Below are 23,693 nucleotides of genomic sequence, written 5' to 3' on the forward strand. Positions count from 1 at the left end.
ACTATGAAACGTATCCTTGCTGCCATCGTGCATAACGAAGCTGGTGTTTTAAGCCGCGTCACCAGTGTGTTGAATCGTCGTCAGGTGAATATCGAAAGTATTTCAGTTGGGACCACCGAACAGCCGGAATTTTCGCGAATGACGATCATTATCAACGCAGAAAACCCACTGGAGACAGAACAAGTGATAAAGCAATTGAATAAGCAAATCGATGTCTTAAAAGTTTCAGATATTACAGAAGACCCCCATATTGAACGGGAATTAGTGCTGATCAAAGTGAACGCGCCAACGACTACACGTTCGGAGATCCAAGCTGTGATCGAACCATTTCGAGCCCACATCGTTGATGTTGCATTGAAGACTATCGTGGTTCAAGTAGCGGGAGACTCAGAGAAAGTAGCAGCCTGTATTGACGTGTTGCGGCCTTATGGAATCAAGCAAATGGCTCGTACCGGTGTGACAGGTTTCACTAGAGGTTAAATGCAAGAACAGTTGCTTTTAATAAAAAAAGATTTCGGAGGGAAGCATACATGGTAAAAGTATATTATAACGAAGTGACAGACAATTTAGGAGATAAGACTATTGCAATCATTGGTTACGGTTCTCAAGGACATGCCCATGCACAGAATTTACGGGATACAGGGCACGACGTCGTGATCGGGATTCGTGCAGGAAAATCAGCTGAGAACGCAAAGAATGATGGATTTACCGTGCTTCCAGTTTCTGAAGCTGTACAACAAGCAAATGTTGTGATGATCTTAGCTCCTGATGAGATCCAAGGAGAACTTTACGAGAAGGAAATTGCGCCTAATCTTTCTGCAGGGGATGCATTAGCCTTTGCTCATGGCTTTAATATTCATTTTGAGGTCATCACGCCTCCAAAAGAGGTGGATGTCTTCCTGGTGGCACCTAAAGGACCAGGCCATTTGGTGCGCCGGACCTTTAGCGAAGGATTTGCTGTCCCTGCGTTGTTTGCTGTTTATCAAGATGCTACTGGCAATGCACAAGAGACAGCCTTGTCCTATGCCAAAGGAATCGGGGCTACAAGAGTCGGTGTACTAGAAACAACGTTCAAGGAAGAGACGGAAACAGACTTGTTTGGGGAACAAGCCGTATTATGTGGCGGACTGACAAGTATGATCGAGGCTGGGTTTGAAACGCTGGTAGAAGCCGGCTATCAGCCAGAACTAGCCTATTTTGAAGTTTGTCACGAAATGAAACTGATTGTTGACTTGATTTATGAAGGAGGATTCGCCAAGATGCGTGATTCAATCTCCAATACAGCAGAATATGGGGATTATGTCTCTGGTTCACGAATCATTACCGAACAAACAAAAGCCAATATGAAGAATGTCTTGAAAGATATTCAAAACGGCACGTTTGCCAAAGGTTTTATTGCGGATAATCAAGCTGGTTTTCCGGAATTCAAAAAAATGCGGGAACAAAACGGGAATCATCCAATCGAAAAAGTTGGGTCAGAATTAAGAAAAATGATGCCTTTTGTTACGAAAGATTAAGGAGGAACAGTGATTGCTGGTATCTGTCGATCAAATAGAACAAGCACATGAAAGCTTGCAATCAGTCGTTTCAAAGACTCCTTTACAGCATGATCGGTTTTTATCCGAGAAGTATCAAGCGACTGTCTTACTGAAACGGGAGGATCTTCAGAAGGTCCGATCGTTTAAATTGCGGGGGGCATATTATGCAATCGCACAGCAAGATCCGGCTATACTGAAGCGGGGGGTTGTCTGTGCAAGTGCCGGCAATCATGCCCAAGGGGTCGCCTATACCTGTCATGAATTGAAAGCGTCGGCGGTTATCTTTATGCCGACGACGACACCGCAACAAAAAGTAGCGCAAGTTTTGTTTTTTGGCGGTGATTTTGTCCGTATCGAACTTGTCGGTGATACCTTCGATGCTTCCGCCGAGGCAGCCCAACACTATGCCGAAGACCATCAAATGGCGTTTATTGATCCCTTTGATGATCCCGCCATTATTGCAGGCCAAGGAACATTGGCAGTTGAACTGATGGCAGAAGCAAAGCAGCGCAATTATTCTATCGATTATGTTGTGGCAGCAATTGGCGGTGGCGGGTTGATCAGTGGTGTTGCAACTTATTTGAAAGCAAAACAGCCTACAATCTCAATGGTTGGTGCTGAACCTCTAGGCGCCGCTTCGATGCAGGCGGCTTTTGATAATCATGGTCCGACCACATTAGAGCAGATCGATAAATTTGTAGATGGAGCAGCTGTCAAAAAAGTCGGTCAATTGACCTACCAGCATGCAGCCCAGTACGTCGATCGATTAGTAGCGGTAGATGAGGGTTTAATTTGCCAAACTATCTTGGACTTATACAGTAAACAAGCAGTTGTGGCAGAACCAGCGGGAGCACTGAGTGTCGCCGCTCTGGAATTGATCAAAGAAGAGATTAAAGGGAAAACCGTTGTTTGTATTATCAGCGGCGGCAATAACGATAGTACTCGAATGGCAGAGATTGAGGAAAAGTCCTTGATTTATCAAGGCTTAAAACATTATTTTGTGGTCAATTTTCCTCAAAGACCTGGGGCGTTGAAAGAATTTGTTACCAATATTTTGGGTCCTACGGATGATATCACTCGATTTGAATATACCAAAAAAATCAATCGCGGAACAGGACCAGTACTGTTAGGGATTCTGCTAAAAAGGCAGGAAGATCTGCCCCCACTACTGGCGCGAATGTCAAGATTTGATCCACAATATATTGATTTGCGGGACAATCAATCTCTCTATACTCTTCTTGTTTGATTTTATGAACCAAGCGTTACGAAACAAACGACCTTTTTAAAAAAAAGAGGTCGTTTGTTTTTTGATTTCAAATCCATGACTTTCCCTCATCCTTTCGCTAGTTAGTAGGTGAAATGGTTGATTCTTGTTATAATAGAAGTAACAAATCGTAGATGGGGGGCGGATGTATGGAATTTGTCTTTTCTAGAAAAGAACAGCAGACGCAAATCTTGTATGGGGAAACATTGAATGCTGTTTTACGGACGCAGGAAATTTCCAATGATCAAGTCATCATTCTCACAAACCAGCGGTATTATGATTGTTTCTCTGAAAAACTGACCCGTTTGTTTTTACCCAAAGAAGTCAGCTGGTATATTTGTACCAATCAAATGTATTGCAATAATTTTACGGAATTTCAGGCCTTTATGTCCTTCCTAAGCCGCTTTTCGAAACAGGAGAACTATTTGATCGTGGGTTTCGGCAATGAAGGTGTGCTGGCGTTAAGCAGTTTTATTCACTACACGTCGATTCTGACTAGCGATCTTTGGTTGATCCCGGTGTCTTTACGGGCGTTAGCTAAAAGTGTCAAAGAATCTGCGATCATTGTTAAGAAACCAGATATTCCTGTTTTGCAAAGTCCCAATGTACCGCAAGTGGTCGTATACGATCAAACGATTGCTGAAAAACAAAAAGATGGGAAGTTGGTGGACTTACTTGTATTGATTCGTTGCGGACTGCTCACGGATCAAGCTTTTCTGCGGGAACTCTTTCGCACGTTTCTGACAGAAAAACAAGTAAACAATCGTTCGTTTGCAGCGTATACAGATCGGGTGATCCAAGCCTATCAAGCAAACGGTGCAGCACTTGAAGAATATGGACAAGTCTTTACAGATGCTTTTTATAAGACTGAAAATGGACATTTGCTGTCTGATGCAATGAAACTTTTTTATGGCCTACTCTTTCACTTAATCTGGAATGTTCAACAACAGCAGTTAGCAGTCAAATTAGATAAGCTTTGCTTGTGGCTTGACCAACTAGGGTTTCCTTTAGTATTGCCTGACCAACTATCTTTAAGCGACTATTTTCAGCAAGTTCTGCTGTTACAGAAAAAAGAGAAAAAACTGCTTTTTTTATCAGAAATTGGTACAATAGGGGGCAGAACCAGCGCATTAGAAGAGGATCTCGTACAGACAATGAGCGCTTACCAAACAATAATCAATCAGATAAGAGGAACTTAGATGGAAACATACAGTGAAAAAATGTTACAGGCATTAGCAGCCGAGAATTTAGCTGATGCGCAATTGAATTTTGCAAAAGCCCTGCAATCAGATCAAAATGAAGTCTTAGCCGAATTAGGAGAAGAATTGATCCAAATCGGCTTTTTAGAAGAAGCAAGAGAAGTATTTGATACACTGCAAGAACGTGACCCCGAAAATGAAGAATGGTTGCTATCGTTAGCAGAAATTGCTATGGAAAATGATCAAATCGACGAAGCTTTTGATTATCTAGATCGGATCACACCGCAAAGCTCTTTTTATCCACGAGCGTTATTGATCAGTGCTGATCTCTATCAATTGATTGGGATCCCCGAAGTCAGTGAAGCAAAATTATTGGAAGCCCAAAAGCTGCTGCCCAAAGAATCGCTGATTCGTTTTGCACTAGCGGAATTGTATTTTTCAACCGACCGTTATCAAGAAGCGGCAGAGTTTTATCAAGGATTACTAAAGGAAAATATCCAGGAAATCACAGGTATTTCCTTATTGGAACGGACCGGAGCCGCATTGAGTATGGCTGGGAAATTTGAAGAAGCCATCGAATATCTGGAAGCAAGTCTAGCTGAGGATCAAACAGATGACCGTCTATTCCAAACCGCTTTAGTTTACTTACAATTAAAAGAAAATGAGCATGCGATTCGATATTTGCAGCAGTTGCGGGCACTGAATCCGCAATACCGTTCCTTGTATCTCTATTTAGCAGAAGCATTACAAGAAGAAGAGCAACTGGAAGAGGCACAAACTGTCATTGAAGAAGGAATCCATGAAGATCCATTTCAAGTGGATTTTTATCATTTTGCATCAGAAAATGCGTATCGGTTGCATGACAGCGAAGCAGCCGAATCCTTCTTATTAAAAGCCCTTGAGACGGGGGAAAAAGAAGATGAAACCCTGCTTACACTGAGTAATCTTTATTTGAATGAAGAGCGTTGGCAAGAAGCTGTGTTGGCTATCGAGAAGATGGAAGACAATGAACAACCCCATGCTCTATGGAATTTAGCACAGGCTTATAACGCGTTAGAAGAGTTTGACCAAGCAGCGAAGTTCTATGAACAAGCGAATGAAGGATTGCAGCATGAACCAGCTTTTATGAAAGAATATGGATTGTTCTTAAGAGAAGAAGGACGATTATCAGAAGCTCTACCTTTACTGAGACATTATCTGGCTCACGAACCTGGTGATCTGGAAGTGCAATCGATCGTGGAGGATCTATTAGAAAGATAGGTGAGGGAAATGAACATCAATGTACAAGAAAAGAAAAAATTTCTCAATTGGTTAGTTTCTACTGTATCATTCAGCCGACGAGAAGTTTCTTGGGTTCTGAACTACCTAGCAAATCATGAAGCCATTTTGACAAATGTTCATATTGTTGAAGGGGCGATGCAGACAGATCGGGGGTTGAGTGTTCGCAGTACAGAGATTGGTGGCGAGCCATTTGTGTTGACGATCCAGAATCAAACCTTTTATGATATCGATCAAATTTTTCACGAAATCAGGATGAATTGGAAACAGCCGCTTTATTTAGAATGTATCTTTCCAAATCCTTGGGAAAAACCACTTTATTTAGCTGTTCTGGAGGACAATCCTTTTGAACGGTGGAATGACTATGTTGACGAAGAAGTACAAAAAAATGTGACAGAATATCTTGACAAAGAAGCTATGCAGCTAAAAATTGAGAAATTATACCGCCAAATCGATCTTGCTTTGGAAAATGGGGATCGGGATGCTTTTTTGGAATTATCGGATGAAGTCAACCGCTTCAAACTCGATCAAAAAGAAAAAAGTCATTAATAAAGCTATTAAAAAGCGCTATGTGAAGTAATAAAAACTAGTGGAACAGAAAAGAACCGCAAGAAAGAAGAGGACTCCCAGCACCGAGCGTTCGTCGTTTGCAACAGTGTGCGGGAGAAATCAAGTTTCTTGCGGTTTTTTCTTTATAATTAGATAGGATGGAAGAATGGGGTTATCCCTTTGATTTTGCTGCCTTGCGTTGCAAAAATCGTGATTTAGGACGTAAATAAGTGAAGCCTTCCCCTTCGACTTCATGGACATTGATCACCGACACGAACGCTTGTTGATCGAAGTCGGCAACGATCCGTTTGACCTCTGAAATTTCCCGGCCGCTTACTACCATATAAATGATCCGTTTGTTACCACCGGAATAGGCTCCTTCCCCATTTAAAAAGGTGACGCCTCGTTCCAATTCATTCATTAAGACAGGGGCAATTTCTTCACTATGATTACTGATAACAATGATCCCTTTTGCTGAATAGCCGCCATCTAGGATCGAATCAATCACGCGAGCGAAAACATAGGAAAAGATTAGCGTGTACATCATGCGTTTCAAATCGATATAGGTTAAGGAAAGCAATAGAACGAAAACATCAAAGATCAAGAGAGAACGACCAATCGTGATCCCAAAGTTCTTTTCTAGGATCCGGGCTAATACATCCACGCCACCTGTTGTCCCACCAACTTTATAGACAACACCACTGCCGATCCCTGCAATTAGTCCTGCGAGTAACGCAACGATCAGTAAGTCATGCTGCAGATCGATCAATAATGGAACCGTCTGCCAGAAACCTAACCAAAATGAAAGACCAAAGGTTCCAATCACTGTATAGACTAGCGAACGTCTGCCAAGAATCTTACCTCCTAGCAAAATGATTGGGATATTCAAAATCAGTGTACTGTAAGCGGGATTGATGCCCCACAATGCGCGCATGATCAACGTGATTCCGGTGACGCCGCCTTCAGCTAAATCATTAGGTATATTTAAATAGACGAGACCAAAACCATAGACACTCGTTCCTAGAACAATTAAGGCAATATCGCGGACTGTCCGCCACGAAAAAAAAGATCGCATCCTGTTTCCCCCATTTCTAAATCTCACAAGTACCAATTTAGCACGAAATTTGGCATTAAACAATATGAGCAAGTCGATCCTCTATCTAGGCAGGTGCGTTTTCTTTTGCTAAAATGTGAAAGAAAGGGTGAAGAGGATGACAGAAAAACGTTCACTATATGAGATGCAAGAAGAAGTCGATGCCTATATCCAACAATTCAAGGCGGGGTATTTCAGCCCTTTAGCACAGATGGCCCGACTTACTGAAGAAGTCGGCGAGTTGGCAAGGGAAGTCAATCATCACTATGGGGAAAAGGCCAAGAAGAAGACGGAAGTCGAGAAAACAGTTGCTGAAGAACTAGGTGATGTCCTTTTTGTCACCATGATTATGGCAAATTCCATGGGTATCGATTTGACGGAAGTTTTTGAATCCAATATGAAAAAGTTCAACCGCAGAGATGCGTATCGCTTTGAAAGAAAAGATGGGAAAATGAATGAAGCTGACTAAGTTACCACAAGAATTTGAACAAGCAATCCCTGTGTTGCAAAGAATCGAAGCAGCCGGGTTTGATGCCTACTTTGTGGGAGGAAGTGTCAGAGATACAATCTTAGGACAGCCAATCCATGATGTAGATATTGCAACAAGTGCCTTTCCAGCTGAGATCAAAGAACTTTTTCCTCGTACCATCGATTTGGGTATCGAGCACGGAACAGTCCTTGTTTTATGGGAAAATGAACAATATGAGATCACGACTTTTCGGACAGAAGAAGCCTATCAAGATTTCCGTCGGCCAGACAAAGTTGCTTTTGTGCGCTCTTTGGCTGAAGATTTGAAGCGCAGAGATTTTACAATCAACGCTTTTGCTCTGAAAAAAGATGGTGAAATCATTGATTTGTTTGATGGACTGGCAGACTTGCAACAGAAAATTCTGCGAGCAGTGGGTCAGCCGCACGAACGATTTCATGAAGATGCACTACGTATGATGCGGGGCTTACGCTTTGTCAGTCAACTGGGCTTTACATTGGAACCACGAACATTTGAGGCAATTTATGACAATCATCAGCTATTGGCAAAAATATCCGTGGAGAGAATCACCATTGAGTTCGTCAAATTGTTGTTAGGGGCACATCGCAATTCAGCTTTAAAGGCTTTTGTAGCGACTGAATGTTATCTCTATTGTCCAGGACTGAAACAAGCCGGTGAAGCTCTGTTGCGAATGGCTGATTTACCGGAGAGACCATTGAACAATGAAGCTTCTGCCTGGACACTATTGATTGACCAGATTGGACTTTCTACAGCAGAAGTTCGTCCTTTTTTGAAGCAATGGAAGTGTTCCAATGAATTGATTCGGATGGTCCAATCGTTATTCGAGGGAGTATTGCTGCGGAAAGCAGGGCCGTTTAGTGATGAAGCATTGTACCATCTGGGCAGCGAGGCCGCTCGACTATCAGAAGAATTGCTGTACTATTACGGACAAGAGGTAGATCCCTCTGTTAGTCAAGCTCGCTACCAGGCGTTGCCAATCCATTCACTTAAAGACTTGGCCATCAATGGGCGCGACTTGCTGAGCCACTTTGACCAATCCGGCGGTCCTTGGATGAAAGAAGTGCTAGCAGCTGCCGAAAAAGCGGTGATTGAGAAACGAGTCGCAAATGAAGAGAAAGCATTATTGGCTTTTGCCAAAACAATCGTATTAAATAACCTATAAATAAGCAGGTGAGAAAACAATGATCGAAAAAGAATTTTTGGTTACCGAGGAAGATACAGCTCTTGCAGTTGGATCGGGAGGACTGCCTGTCTTAGCGACCCCTCGTTTGGCTGCCATGGTAGAAGCTGTCTGTTTTGAAGCATTGGAATCGCGTATAGCGTCTGGTAAGACAACAGTAGGAACACAATTTACGATCGAGCACCGGGCGGCTTCAGGAATCGGTGCAACCGTTCAGGTATGCTGTGAAGAGATCTCGAATGAAAAGACGTATGAGTTTACTTTTCGTGTCTATGAAAACGATCAACTGCTAGCGACAGGTACGCATCATCGAGCGGCGGTCGATATCGAAGGTTTTTTAAAAAAAGTGAGCGAGAAAGAAAGTTAATTTGTGCTCCTTAGCAGACAATGTGTTAAAATTGAAATGTATTATTAAAAAAAAGGAGCGTTATGTCATGGCAAGAGAAATGAAAGCATTGAAATTTTATTTCCGTAATGGAGAAACATGGACGATTGAGCGCCGTTATATTGGAGATTTGTGGATCAAGCAAATCACTACTAGTTTTGGCCGCATCCACGGAAGCGAATTTGTTGAGATCCATCCATGTGCAGGATTCAAAATTGAAATCTTCCAAGAAGGGGATCATGTTGCAACACATGATATCAATTTAGGTGGATTGGAATTAGGCATGTTCGCCCGCGCTTTGAAATACGAAGATATTGAACGAATGGAAATTCTTTACCGTAATGGAACACCTGATCTTGTGTACTTCCCATACAAAGACAAAGATACTGAAGGATTAGATAACGTTTATCAATCAACAAAAATCAGTGAAAAAACAAAAAGCCTTTATATTGTGATTGATCCAAACCAAACAGTCGAAGACGTTTACCAAGAACATTTTGAAGAATAAAAAAAAGCAGAACTGAGAGCTTCTCTCTGGTTCTGCTTTTTCATTACAATCACTGATAAGTGCGAAAAAAGTCGGTATATTTTTTTAATAAAAGATAGTCTTGACTGATGGCATCTTTAAGTATGATTTTGTCTCCAAGCAAGCTTTTACGAGCATTTTGGATGATGCGGTGTTGAATATCATGATCGATCAAGTAATCGATCTCAGTACGTTTGATTTCCGGAGAAGCACTCTCGCGATTTTTTTCAAGATACTGCAAAAGATCATATTCAAGATGTCCGGCATCATTGATTACTCGTTTGTATTCGATTTTGTCTACCTTCACACGATCACGCTCCTTTATATGATAAGTTACCTTATTTCCGGAGTAATGTAAAAAAAATCTATATGAATTAGTAAATTTTTAAACACCTGTTTGGTATTGCATCAAAACTACTTTACGCTTAGAAGAAACAGCTAGATGTGTCGCAAGACTTAAACAGAAAATGAAAACAAAGGAGAAACAGATGAAAAAAGCAAGAGTTATCGTTGTTAGTGGAGTGACTGCTTCAGGGAAAACCACCTTTATCCAAAAGGTCGCCAATCTATGTCCCGGTACAGCAGTTTTATCTTTTGATGATTATAGTATCGATGCATTGCCTTCTGCACCATCCTCTGAGGCTCTGTTAAAAGAACCCTACGAAGCAATCAATCAATTTGATATTCAACCATTGATAAATGACCTAAAACAAATCATTCACCACTGTGCGCTGATCTTGATCGATTTTCCGTTTGGGTATGTCCATCAGCAACTCGCACCTGCTATCGACAAGGTCATTTATTTAAGAACACCTCTGGATATTGTCTTGGGTAGACTAATCATTAGAGACTTTCAACAACAGCCAGAGAAAATTATTAATTGGGTCACGGGGTATCTAGAGGAAGCGCGACCGCTTTTTTTGATGCACGAAGAAATTGTTTCTCCACAAGCAGATTATATTCGAGATGGGACGATTAATTTTCAAGACCAAATGACTTGGTTCAAAGAAGAAGTTCTAGCGGAAAAAACGATTTTCGCAGAATGATTGTTGGAATTGGGAAAAATACTTGTCACGTAAAGAATAAGGTCATCTTTTGAGAGATAAAAAAAGGGAATCTTAATTTTCTAGGTAATCAAAGGGAATATTGGGGTAAGCAAAACTTTCTTTGATTCTATACTTTCCCTTGCTGTATTATTATTTATACGCATATTTAGTCTGTAGTTAAAAAATAGCATTATTAACAATTAAAAACAAGTTACGATTTTGTCATCTATCTATTTTAAAGTGAACATATGGGTATAGCACAAAAATAAAAAGCCGACTGCAATGCTTATTTATCAGCAAGCGCAGTCGACTTAAAATGAATTATTTTGTTTCACGGTGTAAAGTAACTTTTCTTTCACGTGGGCAATATTTTTTCTTTTCCAAACGATCAGGATTGTTACGTTTGTTTTTGTTTGTTAAGTAGTTGCGTTCTTTACAAGAAGTGCACTCTAATGTGATGTTTACGCGCATGTTTTTCCCTCCCATATATTCAAGAATCCTCTAAGATTTCTCTCAGACTAAAATATAATAGCATGTTTGGCAAAGGAATGCTAGTAGTTTAATGAAATTTGTTAAGTAATTTTACTTGACGATTTTTTGAATGAAATCAACCATTTTCATCCAATTTATTTTTCACGTCTTCGATCATTTTTGTATAAGCAATCGGTCCGTTATACAGCCAGCTGGATTCAGGTCCAAACTCCCAAAGATTTCCTTCTTTGACCGCTTTAAGATTTTGCCAAACTTGGTCTTTAAAAAAGTCGGCTCCTTGATCGCTGTTTACTAGAATCAGGTAATCAGCATCTAATTCAGCTAATTTCTCCAAAGAAACGGCAGACCAGTCAGCTGTCGCTGTTTTACTGATCTCAGAAACAAGTGGCGGTACGGAGAATCCTAGTTCATGATAGAGGAGCTGACCGCTGGAACAATCGTCAGCAACCATAAAAGCAGAATTGTTGGTGACCCAGAGAACAGCCACCGACTTCCCATTGATTTTACCTGAAAATTCTTGCTTAGTTGTTTTTACTAAGTCATCATAGTCTTTTTCTACTGTTTTTGCTTGATCTTCTTTATGAAGAACTTTTGCGATATCTGTCAAACGGTCTCGCCAAGAGACGTTTTCACCATTTTTGACTACATAAGTAGGGGCGATTTTGCTGTATTGTGCATATTTATCCCCTTCAACCATCGTATTGCTGTCGATCAGCAACAAGTCTGGTTCATAACTTAAGACGTCCTCATAGGGCAAGTCGTAGCTGATCCTTGGTACATCACTTAGTTTCTCTTGCAAATAGCCTTGATCACTGTTATTACCAACAGTCCATTGTGCTACTGGTGTGACGTTCAAGGCTACTAAGTAATCTTCTAAATAACTGCCGATGATTCGCTTTGGATTATCGGGGATTGTTACTTCATGTCCAGCCGCATCTTTCAGCGTTGCCGTCTCAGCTGAGGAAGATGACTTGGTATTATTGGAATTAGCTGAACAAGCACTCAATGCTGTTAAGCTGACTAGGGTACAAGACAGCCAAAAAAGTGTTTTTATGGTTCGTTTTTTCATTAGGTTCCTCCTTATGGGATAAATGAGAATCATTCTCACTTTCTTTTTGTCATTATCACGAAGAAAAAGTGATTTGTCAATCCCTGGTTTTTTGCTTTGAAGCATTGACGGATAGAAGGAAAACCGTCATAATTGATAATCATTATCAATAGAATTTTGAGGGAAAGATATGGCAAACTTACGCACGGTCGATTTGACTGTCGGCTATCAAAAACAAAAAATTGTGCAAAAGATAACAATCGACATCCCAGAAGGGAAGATCATTGGTTTGATTGGACCTAATGGGAGTGACAAGTCGACTTTTCTAAAAGCATTAGCCCGAATCCTGCTACCTATGGAAGGGGAAGTTTATCTAAATGAACAGAATCTACAAACGATCAAAACGAAGGAAGTCGCAAGCCAGATTGCTTTGTTGTCACAAGTCAGTGATTCTTCCATCGGATTAACCATTCGAGAGATCGTTTCTTATGGTCGTTTTCCTTATCAAAAAGGGCTAGGTCGGTTGACCGCAAAAGATTATCAAGCCATTGAATGGGCATTAGCTGCGACAGATTTGACCGAACTAGCGGATGCTAGTATCCATACGCTTTCAGGAGGTCAGAAACAGCGGGTTTGGATCGCTATGGCTTTGGCACAAGATACAGAGATTGTTATCTTAGATGAACCGACGACTTTTTTAGATCCGGCACATCAACTAGAAGTGCTGTTATTGTTAAAACGAATCAATGAAAAATATGGGAAAACGATCATTATGTCGATTCACGATCTGAATCATGCATCTCGATTTTCTGATTATATTTTTGCCTTAAAAGAAGGTCAATTAATGACTTGGGGGACACCAGAAGAAGTTTTGACCCATTCATGGCTCCAACAATTGTTCGCTATCGAAGCTGTTTTAGGTACGTTTCCCAATAGTTCGAAACCGTTGCTTTTGACCTATGAATTAGGAGCCAACACATGAAAAAATTTACGATTCTTTTGCTTGTTCTAAGTGGAATATTGGTCGCTGTGTTTTTTCTGGCATTGACGCAAGGAGCAGCTGATATTCCCTTAATAACTATTAAAGAGGCCTTTTACACATTTGATCCAGAAAATCAAACCCATCAAGTGCTTAGAAATATCCGTTTGCCGCGGATCTGTGCTTCGTTTATTGTTGGCAGCAGTTTTGCTGTAACTGGTGCCATTATGCAAGGAGTCACCAAAAATTCGCTAGCAGATAGCGGTTTACTAGGAATCAATAGTGGGGCTGCAGTCGGATTAGCCGTTGCATTTATCTTGTTTCCCTCACTACAACCGAATCAGGCAGCGTTGTTTTCTTTCTTAGGCGCTTTTCTAGCTACTTCTTTTTTATTTTTGTTGACGAAGTATTCAAGGATCGGTATGACGCCGACTGGATTGATTCTAGCAGGTGTTGCATTGAGTTCTTTTTTTTCTGCGATTAGTCAAGTATTATCTTTACAATTTGATTTGAATCAAGACTTGGCTTTTTGGTTTATTGGCGGTGCAGCAAATGTAACGTGGACACAATTACAAGTGATTACCCCTATTTATCTGGTGGCGCTCTTCATCATCCTAGGACTCGGGAAATCTTTGAATTTGCTGGCTATGGGAGATGAGACGGCAATCTCTTTAGGCAAACATCCTGAACGGATTCGACTTGTTTCTTTAGCCGTAGTTGTTCTATTAGCTGGGATGGCTGTTTCACTGGTGGGACCGGTCAGCTTTATTGGATTGATAGTCCCTCATGTGATTCGCGGACTGATTGGCAAAAATTATCAAATGATCTTACCTTTGACAATAGTGGCGGGGGGAATATTGGTAATCTTAGCAGATTGGGTAGGACGAATCATTCAGCCACCTTTTGAAACGCCTTTTGGAATCATGATGGCTTTGATTGGGGTTCCTTTCTTATTAGTGAAGATTCGGAGGGAACAGCTATGAAGAAAAAAATCGGTTTCCTTTTTGTTTTGGTTCTTCTGGCGTTTTGTGGCAGTATCATGGTGGGAAAGACGTTCTTTTCTTTTGATCTCTGGCTCGCTCTTTGGCAGCAAACTCTAACAGCTAGCCAGTCATTGATATTCTTCGATTTCCGACTTCCTCGAGCAGTACTGGCACTGATTGCTGGAAGTGCGTTTGGCTTCTCAGGTTTTTTGTTACAGGGAGTAACCAGAAATGAGTTGGCGGATGCAAGTATTTTAGGAATCAATAATGGAGCTGGCTTATGTGTCATGCTCTACTTAGGCTTTTATGCCCAGGGCTCCCAGCTGTTACCACTAATTGGTATGATTGGCGGACTATTAGCTGCACTGCTAGTCTATGCTATCGCTTATAAACAGCGGCAGCTGCTTTCAATGGAGCGAATTTTATTATCTGGAATTGCTGTTAATGCTGGACTTGCTTCTGCGTCGTTATTATTGACTGTTCAATTGTCAAAAGAACGATATAGTTTTGTTACGGCATGGCTTTCGGGGACTATCTGGGGAACTTCGTGGACGCAAGTACTAAGTTTGTTGCCTTGGTTCTTGATTCTAGGATTGTTGGCATTCATGATTACACCTTTGATCAATTTACTGGGTTTTGGAGAAGAACAGGCGATCAGTTTAGGTGTTCCCCTAAATCTTTTGCGCACCGGTTTGTTGTTCGTAGCGATTGGCCTGGCCGCAAGCAGTGTTGGCTATACTGGAAACTTATCTTTTATTGGTTTATTGGCGCCCCATATCGCTAAACGATTGATTGGCAAAGAATCTCGTTGGGCATTGATAGCAGCGGGAATGATTGGTGCTATTTTGGTGCTAGTCAGCGACACAGTCGGCCGTCTTTTACTTCAAAGTGGCGAAATTCCTGCTGGTATCGTGATTGCGATCATTGGTGCTCCGTACTTTTTGTTTTTGCTGATTCGTCAAAAAACGCAGTCGTGAGAATTTTTTCACGATTGCGTTTGCTATTTGAGTCCGGTTTTTGGTACTATTCGGAGTAGGAGTTGGTTAATTATGGATAAAAAAATTTTGCGTGAACAAGGGCTAACCCGACTCAAGCAACTGGATCCACGAACAAAGCAAACCAAAGAGCAGATCATTCAGTCTTTGTTGTTTGCTTCCAAAGAGTGGCTCGAAGCAGAATCCATTGGCGTGATTCGGTCATTGCCGTTTGAATTTGATACAAAGCCGATTTTTGAGCGCGGATTTCACTCTGGTAAACAAATTGCTGTGCCACGTTCTGTGAGAAAGAAACTTCACTTTTATCAAGTGGAACCACAGACTGAATATCAGCTTTCCAGTTTTGGGGTAGAAGAGCCTCTTTCTCAAAAAAAAATCGATGCATTGGACCTGGATCTTTTGATCGTTCCTGGTTTGATTTTTTCTCATGAGGGATATCGGATTGGTTTTGGCGGCGGTTATTATGATCGGTTTCTGGCAGATTTCCAAGGGAAAACTGTGTCATTGGTTTTTGCAGAACAATTTGATGTCCGGTGGCAACCTGATTCTTTTGATATTCCGGTCCAGAAAATAATCACTGATAAAGTTTCTTTCGGAGAAAAAGGAGTAGACAATGAATAAACAAATGAAACGCTGGCTTAATCGTCCAATCTTTACTTATACGTTTTTAGCCATCCAGACGTTAGTCTTTATTATCGGCTATATTAGTCCGATGACTCAAGTGATGGGGGTGATGTTTGGCCCTTATGTTGCTTACATGAACGAGTATTGGCGTTTTGTAACGCCGATTTTCATTCACTTTGGTCTCGCTCATTTTGCAGTGAATTCTGTTATTCTTTATTTTATGGGTCAACAGGTGGAAGCGATCTACGGTCATGCTCGTTTCTTCATTTTGTATTTGATGAGTGGGGTTATGGGGAACGCGATGAGTTTTGCCTTTAATCAGGCCGGTGTCCAATCTGCAGGTGCGAGCACGTCATTGTTTGGTCTGTTTGGTGCTTTTCTGATTCTGGGACTCCACTTTAAGAATGATTACCAGATCCAAGCGATGGTTCGTCAATTTGCATTGTTCGTTGTCTTGAATTTCGTATTTGGTCTATTTGATCAATCGATTGATATTTGGGGACATGTCGGAGGAATCTTAGGAGGATTCATCTTAGGCAATGCATTGGCTTTACCAAAGAACTTCGGGAAATATTCGATTCATACCCGCATTCTTTCCGCCATTGTTTTTCTTTTTTTACTGGCAGTTTTTGTGATATATGGTTTAAAAAAGTATCAAATACTTGTATAATAAGCAGGAAGTGTGTTTATGGAAACGTTATATGACGTACAACAACTATTGAAACAATTTGGTGTCTATATTTATGTTGGCAAGCGAATCTATGATATCGAGTTGATCCAGATGGAAGTCAAAAATCTTTATGACAGCCGTTTGATCGATCGAGATACCTATTTGACCGCTTGGCGCATTTTAAAGCGTGAACATCGGATTGAAGAAAGCCGGGAGGAAAATAAGTGATGGACAAAAAAATCATCGGGATTGATCTAGGAGGAACAACAGTCAAGTTTGCTGTGTTGACTTCTGAAGGAGAGATTCAACAAAAATGGAGCATCGATACCAATATTCTTGATGAGGGTTCTCACATCGTACCAGAGATCATTGCATCAATCAATCATCGTCTGGATTTGTATGGCATGAAAGCAGAAGACTTCATTGGGATCGGTATGGGGACTCCAGGAAGTGTCGATCGCAAAAAAGGAACAGTTATCGGTGCTTACAATTTGAATTGGAAAACGTTGCAACCTGTCAAAGAAGCGATTGAAAAAGGGACAGGGATTCCTTTTGCTATCGATAACGATGCCAATGTTGCTGCGTTAGGCGAACGCTGGAAAGGCGCAGGTGACAACAATCCCGATGTGATTTTTATCACCCTCGGTACAGGTGTTGGCGGTGGAATCATCATGGAAGGACAACTTTTGCATGGTGTAGCAGGCTGTGCAGGAGAAATCGGGCATATTACAGTAGATCCAGAAGGATTTGAATGTACTTGTGGGAAGCGTGGTTGTTTAGAGACCGTGTCAAGTGCGACGGGTGTCGTTCGGGTAGCAAGACATTTGGCGGAAGAGTATGCTGGCGATTCTGAATTGAAAAAAAATCTGGATAATGGCGAAGATATTTCCAGCAAAGATATTTTTGAAGCGGCCCAAGCGAAAGATCCGTTTGCATTGATGGTAGTAGATAAAGTCTGCTTCTATTTAGGCCTTGCTTGTGGAAACTTGGGCAATACACTGAATCCTTCAAGTATTGTACTGGGTGGCGGTGTCTCAGCAGCAGGTGAATTTTTACGTAGTCGTGTAGCAGCTTACTTTGCAGAATTCACATTCCCGCAAGTAACGGAAAGCACGGAAATCAAATTAGCTGAGTTAGGGAATGATGCTGGTGTGATCGGCGCTGCGTCATTAGCATTACAATTTGCAAAGTAGAGAGGAATAGGTAAGATGTCTGTTTGGAACTGGATTAATATTATTTTAGGATTGATTTTATTGGCAATCGCATTGAATTGGGCGTACTTCCAAATTATGGGAAGACGATCAGCCAAAATCATTTCCGAAGAAGAATTTAAAAATGGCATGAAAAAAGCACAAGTGATTGATGTGCGGGAGAAAAACGAGTTCGATGCCGGTCATATCTTAGGTGCACGAAATATCCCATTTACGGTATTAACCAATTCGTTTAGCGCATTTCGGAAAGATCAGCCCATCTACTTATATGATACCCGTAAATCTCTAAGTATCCGTGCTGCGAATAAACTTCGCAAAGAAGGGTTTAAAGAAATTTACATTCTAAAAGAAGGCTATGAAGGCTGGAGCGGAAAAACGAAAAAGAAAACTAGTTAATCAATCAAAAGACTGAGATCAATGATCAAACAAGATGTTCCTAAGAGGCGCGAGAATGAATCGTTAGAAACCATTCAGCAGCTGTAACTGAGAATCTTGTCATCATGGACTCGGTCTTTTTTTTGAAAGAATGTGTTAAGGTAGATTCAAAGGAGTGGAAGGAAATGATTAAAGTAAAACGTGTATACGAAGCTGCAGCACCAACAGATGGTTATCGGGTCCTTGTTGATCGAATCTGGCCAAGAGGCGTCAAAAAAGAAGTGGCGGCGATTGATTCTTGGTTGAAAGAGGTTGCACCTAGTACGGAATTGCGTAAATGGTTTGGTCATGATCCAGAGCGTTTTGATGCGTTTTGTCAAAGATACCTAGCAGAACTAAAAAAGAAGCCAGCCGATGATGCCTTTAGTGCATTGCAGCAAATAGTAAAAGACCATAAAACCGTGACATTGGTTTATGGTGCAAAAGATGAAACACATAATCAAGCGGTTGTATTAGCTGAAGAATTGAAAAAACTGCCATTGAAGTAAAATCTTCAATGGCAGTTTTTGTATTAACGAGAGACACTTTTACGCATAGCTCGTTTTCTTTTTTCTTCATTTAGTGCTTGTTGTTCGTCAATTGGATCGATCACTTGTTTTTTGACAGTCATAACTACGCTAGCAGCTGCTGCGATAGTTGCTACTGTACCAACTAAGAAACCTGAAAGAAATCGTTTCATTCTTCTCCACCTCGCCTTTATCTATTTATTTCTATTATGAAACAAAAGTACAAAAATATCAAAAATAAGCCCTTGTATCGCGAGTAAAGGATTGATAAAATTTAGTAAATATTTTATAATAAATTTACTAAATGAAATGAAGGAGCGAAAAAGATGGAACAGCTACAACAAATTTTTGCAGAAAAATTCGGTGAAAAAGGCACAGGATCGTATTTTGCACCAGGACGAATCAACTTGATCGGGGAACATACAGATTATAATGGCGGGTATGTCTTTCCAGCCTCTATCACGATAGGAACGTATGGTGTAGCACGAAAACGGGCAGATAAGCAAATACGTCTTTATTCGGAAAACTTCCCTGAAAAGGGGATCATCACTTTTTCCTTAGACGATTTGGAGTACCGCAAAGAAGACGACTGGACCAATTATCCTAAAGGTGTGATTCGCTATTTGAAAGCAGCGGGTCATGCAATCGACTCTGGTATTGAAATCGCTTTTTATGGCAATATTCCTAATGGTGCCGGCTTGTCTTCTTCAGCCTCCATTGAATTATTGACAGGAGTGATTCTTGATGATTTGTTCGGATTGGCGATCGAACGTTTAGAGTTGATTTTGACAGGGAAAAAAGTTGAGAATGAATTTATTGGGGTTAATTCAGGTATCATGGATCAATTTGCTATAGGAATGGGGAAAAAAGACCATGCATTACTGCTAGATACCAACACTTTAGCTTATGACCTTGTACCTGCAGAATTTGGGGACTATGTCGTAGCTATCATGAATACAAACAAGCGGCGGGAATTGGCAGATTCAAAATACAACGAGCGCCGTGGGGAGTGTGAAGAAGCATTAAAACGACTTCAAACGAAACTGAAAATCCAATCGCTTGGTGAATTGGACGAAGCAACATTCTTTGCACATACTTCACTGATTGAAGATCCAACCTTGATCAAGCGCGCAAAACATGCTGTAACTGAGAATCAGCGTACCTTAAAAGCTAAAGCGGCATTAGAAGCGGGAGATTTAGAATCTTTTGGTCATCTGTTAGATGCTTCTCATGCTTCTTTAAGAGATGATTATGAAGTTACGGGTATCGAGTTAGACACTTTGGTGGCAGCGGCACAAGAACATCCAGCAGTTTTGGGAGCCCGAATGACAGGGGCTGGATTTGGTGGTTGTGCAATCGCTTTGGTGAAAAAAAGCGAGTGGGAAGCTTTTGCAACGGCTGTCAAAGAAAGCTATCGTGAAAAAATCGGCTATGAGACAGATATTTACCAAGCAAGCATTGATGATGGCGCGCGAAAACTGTAGAATGTAAGACGGATTCATTGAATAAATGAAAGAAAAGGATGATTAAGAATGGCTATTTTAGTATTAGGTGGCGCCGGATATATCGGCTCTCATGCAGTTGATCAATTGATTACGAAAGGATACCAAGCCGTTGTCGTGGATAACCTTTTAACAGGTCATCGTCAAGCGATCCATCCAGAGGCTGTTTTCTACGAAGGAGATATTCGAGACAAAGCATTTTTGCAAAGCGTTTTTGAGAAAGAAACGATTGATGGCGTGATCCATTTTGCCGCAAGCTCTCTTGTCGGTGAATCAGTTGAGAAACCGTTGAAATACTTCAACAACAATGTGTATGGGATGCAGGTATTATTAGAAGTAATGAAAGACAACAACGTTGATCATATTGTCTTTTCTTCTACTGCAGCGACTTATGGCGAGCCAGAACAAAGCCCAATCACAGAAGAAACACCTACAAATCCCAAAAATCCTTATGGGGAAAGCAAACTCATGATGGAAAAAATGATGCGTTGGTGTGATGAAGCTTACGGCATGAAATACGTCGCTTTACGCTACTTTAATGTTGCAGGAGCTAAATCAGATGCTTCAATCGGGGAAGACCATGATCCTGAGACTCACTTAGTTCCAATCATCTTGCAAGTCGCTTTAGGTCAGCGTCAGGAGCTAGCAATTTTCGGTGATGACTATGATACGCCAGATGGAACTTGTATCAGAGACTACGTACACGTAGAAGATCTATGCAACGCCCACATTTTAGCATTAGAATATTTGAAAAAAGGCAATCCTAGCAATGTTTTCAATCTTGGCAGCAACAATGGCTACTCAGTCAAAGAAATGTTGGATGCAGCGCGTACTGTTACGCAAAAAGATATTCCAGCGAAAGTAGCACCGCGACGTGCCGGAGATCCGGGAACATTGGTCGCTTCTAGTGATAAAGCAAAAGCGGTGTTAGGTTGGGAACCTAGTTACACCGATGTGAAACAAATAATTGAAACAGCTTGGAATTGGCACGTTAGCCATCCAGAAGGTTATCAAGACTAGGAGGCAACAAAATGACGCTCAGTCAAACAATCTGTGATTTCGTGACATTAGCGATCCAGGCTGGTGGATGGATGGAAATGGATCGTATTTATTTACAAAATAGGATCCTTGGTATGATTGGTGAAGAAGCATTTGAATCAGCTACTGTACGACCGGTCGAAGAATCAGCCGTGGTATTGATGGATCAATTGGTCACTCAAGCAAAAAAAAATCAGGTAATCGGCGAGGCACTTGCTGAAACCGAAATCCTTGAAGCGCAATTGATGGATTTCTTGACGCCACCGCCTTCTGTGGTCAATGCTTTCTTTGCCCAGCACTATGCAAAAGACCCACAAGAGGCAACGGATTATTTTTACCATTTGTGTCAGCAAAATGATTACATCAAGACTCGAGCCATCAAGAAAAATATTGTTTTTCCGGTAATGACCGAGTATGGAGAATTAGAGATCACGATCAATCTATCCAAACCCGAAAAAGATCCGAAAGAAATCGCTGCGCAGCGAGCAGCAGCAGCGATCGATTATCCTAAATGTCTCCTTTGTTTGGAAAATGAAGGTTATAAAGGGCGGCTGAATTACCCGGCTCGAACAAATCATCGCATTATTCGGATGAATCTGGACGGCGAAGCGTGGGGGCTTCAGTACTCTCCGTACGCTTATTACAATGAGCATTCCATCTTTTTGTCTTTAGAGCATCGTCCGATGAAGATCACGCGCAAAACCTTTGATCGTCTATTGCAAATCATTGAGGTTCTGCCTCACTATTTTGTCGGTTCAAATGCTGATTTGCCAATCGTAGGCGGATCGATCTTGTCCCACGATCATTATCAAGGTGGACGGCATACATTTGCGATGGCAAAAGCACCCATTGAGAAAACATTCAAACTAACTGGTTTTGACGAGCTAACGGTGGGAATCGTTAAATGGCCGCTTTCGGTTATTCGGATTCAAGGACGAGACAAGCAAAAAGTGGCTGCTGCTTCTGATTATATTTTGGCACAATGGAAAGAGTACTCAGATCCTTCCGTTTCGATCAATGCTTATTCAGAAGATGGCACACCGCATCACACCATCACACCAATTGCTCGAAAACAGGGCGAATACTTTGAAATGGATCTTGTTCTTCGGGATAACAATGTTTCTGACGAACATCCTGATGGTATTTTTCATCCTCATAAAGATGTTCAGCATATCAAAAAAGAAAACATTGGGTTAATCGAGGTGATGGGATTAGCGGTCTTGCCTCCACGTTTAGCAACGGAGTTAGAAGAAGTGAGGGCCTACCTTCTTGGTCAGCCAAATCAAATTGCTGCTTATCATATTCCGTGGGCACAAGAGATGAAGGAAACCTATACCATCACTGAGGAGAATGTAACAGAGATTGTTTATCAAGAAGTTGGTGGGATTTTTGCAAAAGTTTTGGAATACGCAGGAGTTTTCAAGCGAGATGCATCCGGTCAGGCTGCATTCATGCGTTTTATCAATAAACTTTGAAGTTATTGAGATGAATTTGAAAGAATGGAGGCGCGGGAATGGCTACAATTAAAGATATTGCTGAACAGGCAGGCGTTTCACCAGCGACTGTTTCTCGTGTCCTCAATTATGACAGTGAGTTAGCCGTCAGTTCAGAAACCAAAGAAAAAATATTCAAAACCGCCGAAGCACTGAACTATACAAAGCATAAAAAGAAAAGCCAAGTCGAAAACGGTCGGATTCGTTTGATTCAGTGGTTTGATACCGAAGAAGAACTGGCAGATCTTTACTATTTAGCTATTCGGCTTGGGATTGAGAACAAGACGGAAGAATTGGGGATTCGCTTGTTAAAAGAATCGTTTGCTTCTATCAGTGAGACCCAAGTAGATGGAACGATTGCTTTAGGAAAATTTGATGCCCAGCAGATCGCACAATTAAAAAAGACGCAGCCTCATCTGCTACTCGTTGATTTTGACGGGCTGTCGGCTGGAGTGGATTCATTGGTAGTCGATTTTCAGCAAGCAGTGGATTTGGTCATTGATCATTTTGTTGCTAAAGGACATCAAAAAATCGGTATCTTATCTGGTATTGAATTTACAAAAGGAAGTCGACAAGAAATTGAAGATCCGCGGCTGACGCTATTCAAGGAACGACTGACACGCTTGCGTCTTTATGACGAAGGGTATCACATTGCAGCACCGTTTACTGTCGAAGATGGATATCAGGCAATGAAACAGTTCTTGCAAGACGCCTTGCCACTGCCTACTGCGTTATTTGCTTCCAGCGATGCTTTAGCCATCGGAGCACTGCGGGCACTGCAAGAAGAAAAGATTCGTGTGCCAGAAGATATCTCCTTGATCGGCTTTAACGATGTCAGTGTTGCCAAGTATGTTTTTCCAACCCTTTCGACAATCAAAGTTCATACGGAGTGGATGGGAGAGTTGGCTGTAACCACACTACTTGAGATCATCAAGAATCCAGCTCCTGTTCCGCGAAAGGTCACTATCGCAACGGAGTTGATTAAACGTCAATCTACGAATCAATGATGGGGAAGTTCATCTGCAACAAATAGAAATGTCCTGAGAATCTATGGGAAAAAGTCTCCAGTAATGGAACAGTTTTCCATCGCAGTCAGAAACTGTCGCGGCTGCCATAGATTCTTTGGCCATTTTTTTAGTTCACCAGTAACC

28 protein-coding genes and 1 pseudogene are annotated in these 23,693 nt (G+C 41.3%); 24 read left to right on the forward strand and 5 right to left on the reverse strand.

Annotated features, from left to right (window positions below):
• Positions 1-3: 3 nt before the first annotated feature.
• The 6 genes and pseudogenes from ilvN to IGJ28_RS08395 all read left to right on the forward strand — a co-directional run bounded on the left by ilvN (position 4) and on the right by IGJ28_RS08395 (position 5,828).
• Positions 4-480 carry an acetolactate synthase small subunit gene (gene ilvN / locus IGJ28_RS08370; protein WP_081131721.1) on the forward strand — a complete coding sequence of 159 codons (477 nt, stop codon included), beginning with the start codon at positions 4-6 and terminating at the stop codon, positions 478-480.
• A gap of 38 nt (positions 481-518) precedes the next feature.
• Positions 519-1,517 (forward strand): annotated as a pseudogene (gene ilvC, locus IGJ28_RS08375) (ketol-acid reductoisomerase); the annotation flags it as partial.
• A gap of 13 nt (positions 1,518-1,530) precedes the next feature.
• Positions 1,531-2,784 (forward strand): threonine ammonia-lyase IlvA, encoded by a 1,254-nt coding sequence (gene ilvA, locus IGJ28_RS08380; protein ID WP_252711793.1) that lies wholly within the window; start codon positions 1,531-1,533, stop codon positions 2,782-2,784.
• A gap of 167 nt (positions 2,785-2,951) precedes the next feature.
• Complete coding sequence (locus IGJ28_RS08385) at positions 2,952-4,001, forward strand: hypothetical protein (RefSeq protein WP_252711794.1); 1,050 nt, start codon at positions 2,952-2,954, stop codon at positions 3,999-4,001.
• Positions 4,002-5,261 carry a tetratricopeptide repeat protein gene (locus IGJ28_RS08390; RefSeq protein WP_003126829.1) on the forward strand — a complete coding sequence of 420 codons (1,260 nt, stop codon included), beginning with the start codon at positions 4,002-4,004 and terminating at the stop codon, positions 5,259-5,261.
• A 9-nt stretch (positions 5,262-5,270) separates the two neighbouring features.
• Positions 5,271-5,828, forward strand: coding sequence for a YpiB family protein (locus tag IGJ28_RS08395; RefSeq protein WP_252711795.1), 558 nt, complete (start codon positions 5,271-5,273; stop codon positions 5,826-5,828).
• Positions 5,829-6,000: 172 nt separating this feature from the next.
• On the opposite strand, the gene IGJ28_RS08400 is transcribed toward IGJ28_RS08395, so the two are convergent.
• A complete protein-coding gene (locus tag IGJ28_RS08400; protein WP_081131716.1) occupies positions 6,001-6,903 on the reverse strand; it encodes a YitT family protein in 903 nt (300 codons plus the stop codon).
• A gap of 136 nt (positions 6,904-7,039) precedes the next feature.
• Here IGJ28_RS08400 and IGJ28_RS08405 point away from each other — a divergent pair, with 136 nt between their 5' ends.
• The 4 genes from IGJ28_RS08405 to IGJ28_RS08420 all read left to right on the forward strand — a co-directional run bounded on the left by IGJ28_RS08405 (position 7,040) and on the right by IGJ28_RS08420 (position 9,502).
• Positions 7,040-7,390 carry a nucleotide pyrophosphohydrolase gene (locus IGJ28_RS08405; RefSeq protein WP_003126834.1) on the forward strand — a complete coding sequence of 117 codons (351 nt, stop codon included), beginning with the start codon at positions 7,040-7,042 and terminating at the stop codon, positions 7,388-7,390.
• Complete coding sequence (locus IGJ28_RS08410) at positions 7,377-8,591, forward strand: CCA tRNA nucleotidyltransferase (protein WP_103299871.1); 1,215 nt, start codon at positions 7,377-7,379, stop codon at positions 8,589-8,591. The genes IGJ28_RS08405 and IGJ28_RS08410 overlap by 14 nt, the downstream gene beginning before the upstream one ends.
• Before the next feature lie 19 nt (positions 8,592-8,610).
• Positions 8,611-8,976: a thioesterase family protein gene (locus IGJ28_RS08415; RefSeq protein WP_003126836.1), complete on the forward strand. Its 366-nt coding sequence runs from the start codon at positions 8,611-8,613 to the stop codon at positions 8,974-8,976.
• Positions 8,977-9,043: 67 nt separating this feature from the next.
• The gene (locus IGJ28_RS08420) at positions 9,044-9,502 is read left to right on the forward strand and encodes a hypothetical protein (RefSeq protein ID WP_003126837.1); all 459 of its coding nucleotides are present in this window, start codon (positions 9,044-9,046) and stop codon (positions 9,500-9,502) included.
• Between the two features lie 49 nt (positions 9,503-9,551).
• Here the strand turns inward: IGJ28_RS08420 and IGJ28_RS08425 are convergent, their stop codons facing one another.
• Complete coding sequence (locus IGJ28_RS08425; protein WP_081131714.1) at positions 9,552-9,827, reverse strand: hypothetical protein; 276 nt, start codon at positions 9,825-9,827, stop codon at positions 9,552-9,554.
• Positions 9,828-10,008: 181 nt separating this feature from the next.
• On the opposite strand from IGJ28_RS08425, the gene IGJ28_RS08430 reads away from it, so the two are divergent.
• Entirely contained in the window at positions 10,009-10,566 is a 558-nt protein-coding gene (locus IGJ28_RS08430) for an adenylyl-sulfate kinase (RefSeq protein WP_171917961.1), read from the forward strand.
• A 321-nt stretch (positions 10,567-10,887) separates the two neighbouring features.
• On the opposite strand, the gene rpmG is transcribed toward IGJ28_RS08430, so the two are convergent.
• Positions 10,888-11,052 carry a 50S ribosomal protein L33 gene (gene rpmG, locus IGJ28_RS08435; protein WP_369914469.1) on the reverse strand — a complete coding sequence of 55 codons (165 nt, stop codon included), beginning with the start codon at positions 11,050-11,052 and terminating at the stop codon, positions 10,888-10,890.
• A gap of 121 nt (positions 11,053-11,173) precedes the next feature.
• Positions 11,174-12,127 carry an ABC transporter substrate-binding protein gene (locus tag IGJ28_RS08440; RefSeq protein WP_252711796.1) on the reverse strand — a complete coding sequence of 318 codons (954 nt, stop codon included), beginning with the start codon at positions 12,125-12,127 and terminating at the stop codon, positions 11,174-11,176.
• A gap of 169 nt (positions 12,128-12,296) precedes the next feature.
• Between IGJ28_RS08440 and IGJ28_RS08445 the strand changes: the two genes are divergently transcribed.
• From IGJ28_RS08445 to IGJ28_RS08485, 9 genes are all read left to right on the forward strand, one after another.
• Positions 12,297-13,088, forward strand: coding sequence for an ABC transporter ATP-binding protein (locus tag IGJ28_RS08445; RefSeq protein ID WP_438845326.1), 792 nt, complete (start codon positions 12,297-12,299; stop codon positions 13,086-13,088).
• On the forward strand, positions 13,085-14,068 hold the full coding sequence (locus tag IGJ28_RS08450; RefSeq protein WP_252711798.1) for a FecCD family ABC transporter permease: 984 nt from the start codon (positions 13,085-13,087) through the stop codon (positions 14,066-14,068). Before IGJ28_RS08445 ends, IGJ28_RS08450 begins: the two co-directional genes overlap by 4 nt.
• Complete coding sequence (locus IGJ28_RS08455; protein WP_103299879.1) at positions 14,065-15,045, forward strand: FecCD family ABC transporter permease; 981 nt, start codon at positions 14,065-14,067, stop codon at positions 15,043-15,045. The genes IGJ28_RS08450 and IGJ28_RS08455 overlap by 4 nt, the downstream gene beginning before the upstream one ends.
• Positions 15,046-15,117: 72 nt before the next feature.
• On the forward strand, positions 15,118-15,684 hold the full coding sequence (locus tag IGJ28_RS08460; protein WP_103299880.1) for a 5-formyltetrahydrofolate cyclo-ligase: 567 nt from the start codon (positions 15,118-15,120) through the stop codon (positions 15,682-15,684).
• Positions 15,677-16,357, forward strand: a complete 681-nt coding sequence (locus IGJ28_RS08465; RefSeq protein ID WP_003126848.1) for a rhomboid family intramembrane serine protease — start codon at positions 15,677-15,679, stop codon at positions 16,355-16,357. The genes IGJ28_RS08460 and IGJ28_RS08465 overlap by 8 nt, the downstream gene beginning before the upstream one ends.
• An 18-nt stretch (positions 16,358-16,375) precedes the next feature.
• Positions 16,376-16,585: a YqgQ family protein gene (locus IGJ28_RS08470; RefSeq protein ID WP_005472182.1), complete on the forward strand. Its 210-nt coding sequence runs from the start codon at positions 16,376-16,378 to the stop codon at positions 16,583-16,585.
• Positions 16,585-17,550, forward strand: coding sequence for an ROK family glucokinase (locus IGJ28_RS08475; protein ID WP_005472183.1), 966 nt, complete (start codon positions 16,585-16,587; stop codon positions 17,548-17,550). The genes IGJ28_RS08470 and IGJ28_RS08475 overlap by 1 nt, the downstream gene beginning before the upstream one ends.
• A 15-nt stretch (positions 17,551-17,565) precedes the next feature.
• Positions 17,566-17,964 carry a rhodanese-like domain-containing protein gene (locus tag IGJ28_RS08480; RefSeq protein ID WP_005472184.1) on the forward strand — a complete coding sequence of 133 codons (399 nt, stop codon included), beginning with the start codon at positions 17,566-17,568 and terminating at the stop codon, positions 17,962-17,964.
• Between the two features lie 164 nt (positions 17,965-18,128).
• On the forward strand, positions 18,129-18,491 hold the full coding sequence (locus IGJ28_RS08485; RefSeq protein WP_005472185.1) for a DUF488 domain-containing protein: 363 nt from the start codon (positions 18,129-18,131) through the stop codon (positions 18,489-18,491).
• Positions 18,492-18,514: 23 nt separating this feature from the next.
• On the opposite strand, the gene IGJ28_RS08490 is transcribed toward IGJ28_RS08485, so the two are convergent.
• A complete protein-coding gene (locus tag IGJ28_RS08490; RefSeq protein WP_003126853.1) occupies positions 18,515-18,682 on the reverse strand; it encodes a DUF3042 family protein in 168 nt (55 codons plus the stop codon).
• Between the two features lie 153 nt (positions 18,683-18,835).
• On the opposite strand from IGJ28_RS08490, the gene IGJ28_RS08495 reads away from it, so the two are divergent.
• From IGJ28_RS08495 to IGJ28_RS08510, 4 genes are read left to right on the forward strand one after another with little or no spacing between them, the layout of a single operon-like run.
• Positions 18,836-19,993, forward strand: a complete 1,158-nt coding sequence (locus IGJ28_RS08495) for a galactokinase (RefSeq protein WP_252711799.1) — start codon at positions 18,836-18,838, stop codon at positions 19,991-19,993.
• A 48-nt stretch (positions 19,994-20,041) separates the two neighbouring features.
• Positions 20,042-21,031 (forward strand): UDP-glucose 4-epimerase GalE, encoded by a 990-nt coding sequence (gene galE, locus IGJ28_RS08500; RefSeq protein WP_021151224.1) that lies wholly within the window; start codon positions 20,042-20,044, stop codon positions 21,029-21,031.
• Between the two features lie 11 nt (positions 21,032-21,042).
• Entirely contained in the window at positions 21,043-22,524 is a 1,482-nt protein-coding gene (galT, locus tag IGJ28_RS08505) for a UDP-glucose--hexose-1-phosphate uridylyltransferase (protein ID WP_252711800.1), read from the forward strand.
• A 38-nt stretch (positions 22,525-22,562) separates the two neighbouring features.
• Positions 22,563-23,549 carry a LacI family DNA-binding transcriptional regulator gene (locus tag IGJ28_RS08510; protein WP_081131705.1) on the forward strand — a complete coding sequence of 329 codons (987 nt, stop codon included), beginning with the start codon at positions 22,563-22,565 and terminating at the stop codon, positions 23,547-23,549.
• The last annotated feature ends 144 nt before the right edge of the window (positions 23,550-23,693 follow it).

The organism is Enterococcus sp. AZ091 (assembly GCF_051714805.1).
In the GTDB taxonomy this organism is placed as follows: domain Bacteria; phylum Bacillota; class Bacilli; order Lactobacillales; family Enterococcaceae; genus Enterococcus_D; species Enterococcus_D gallinarum.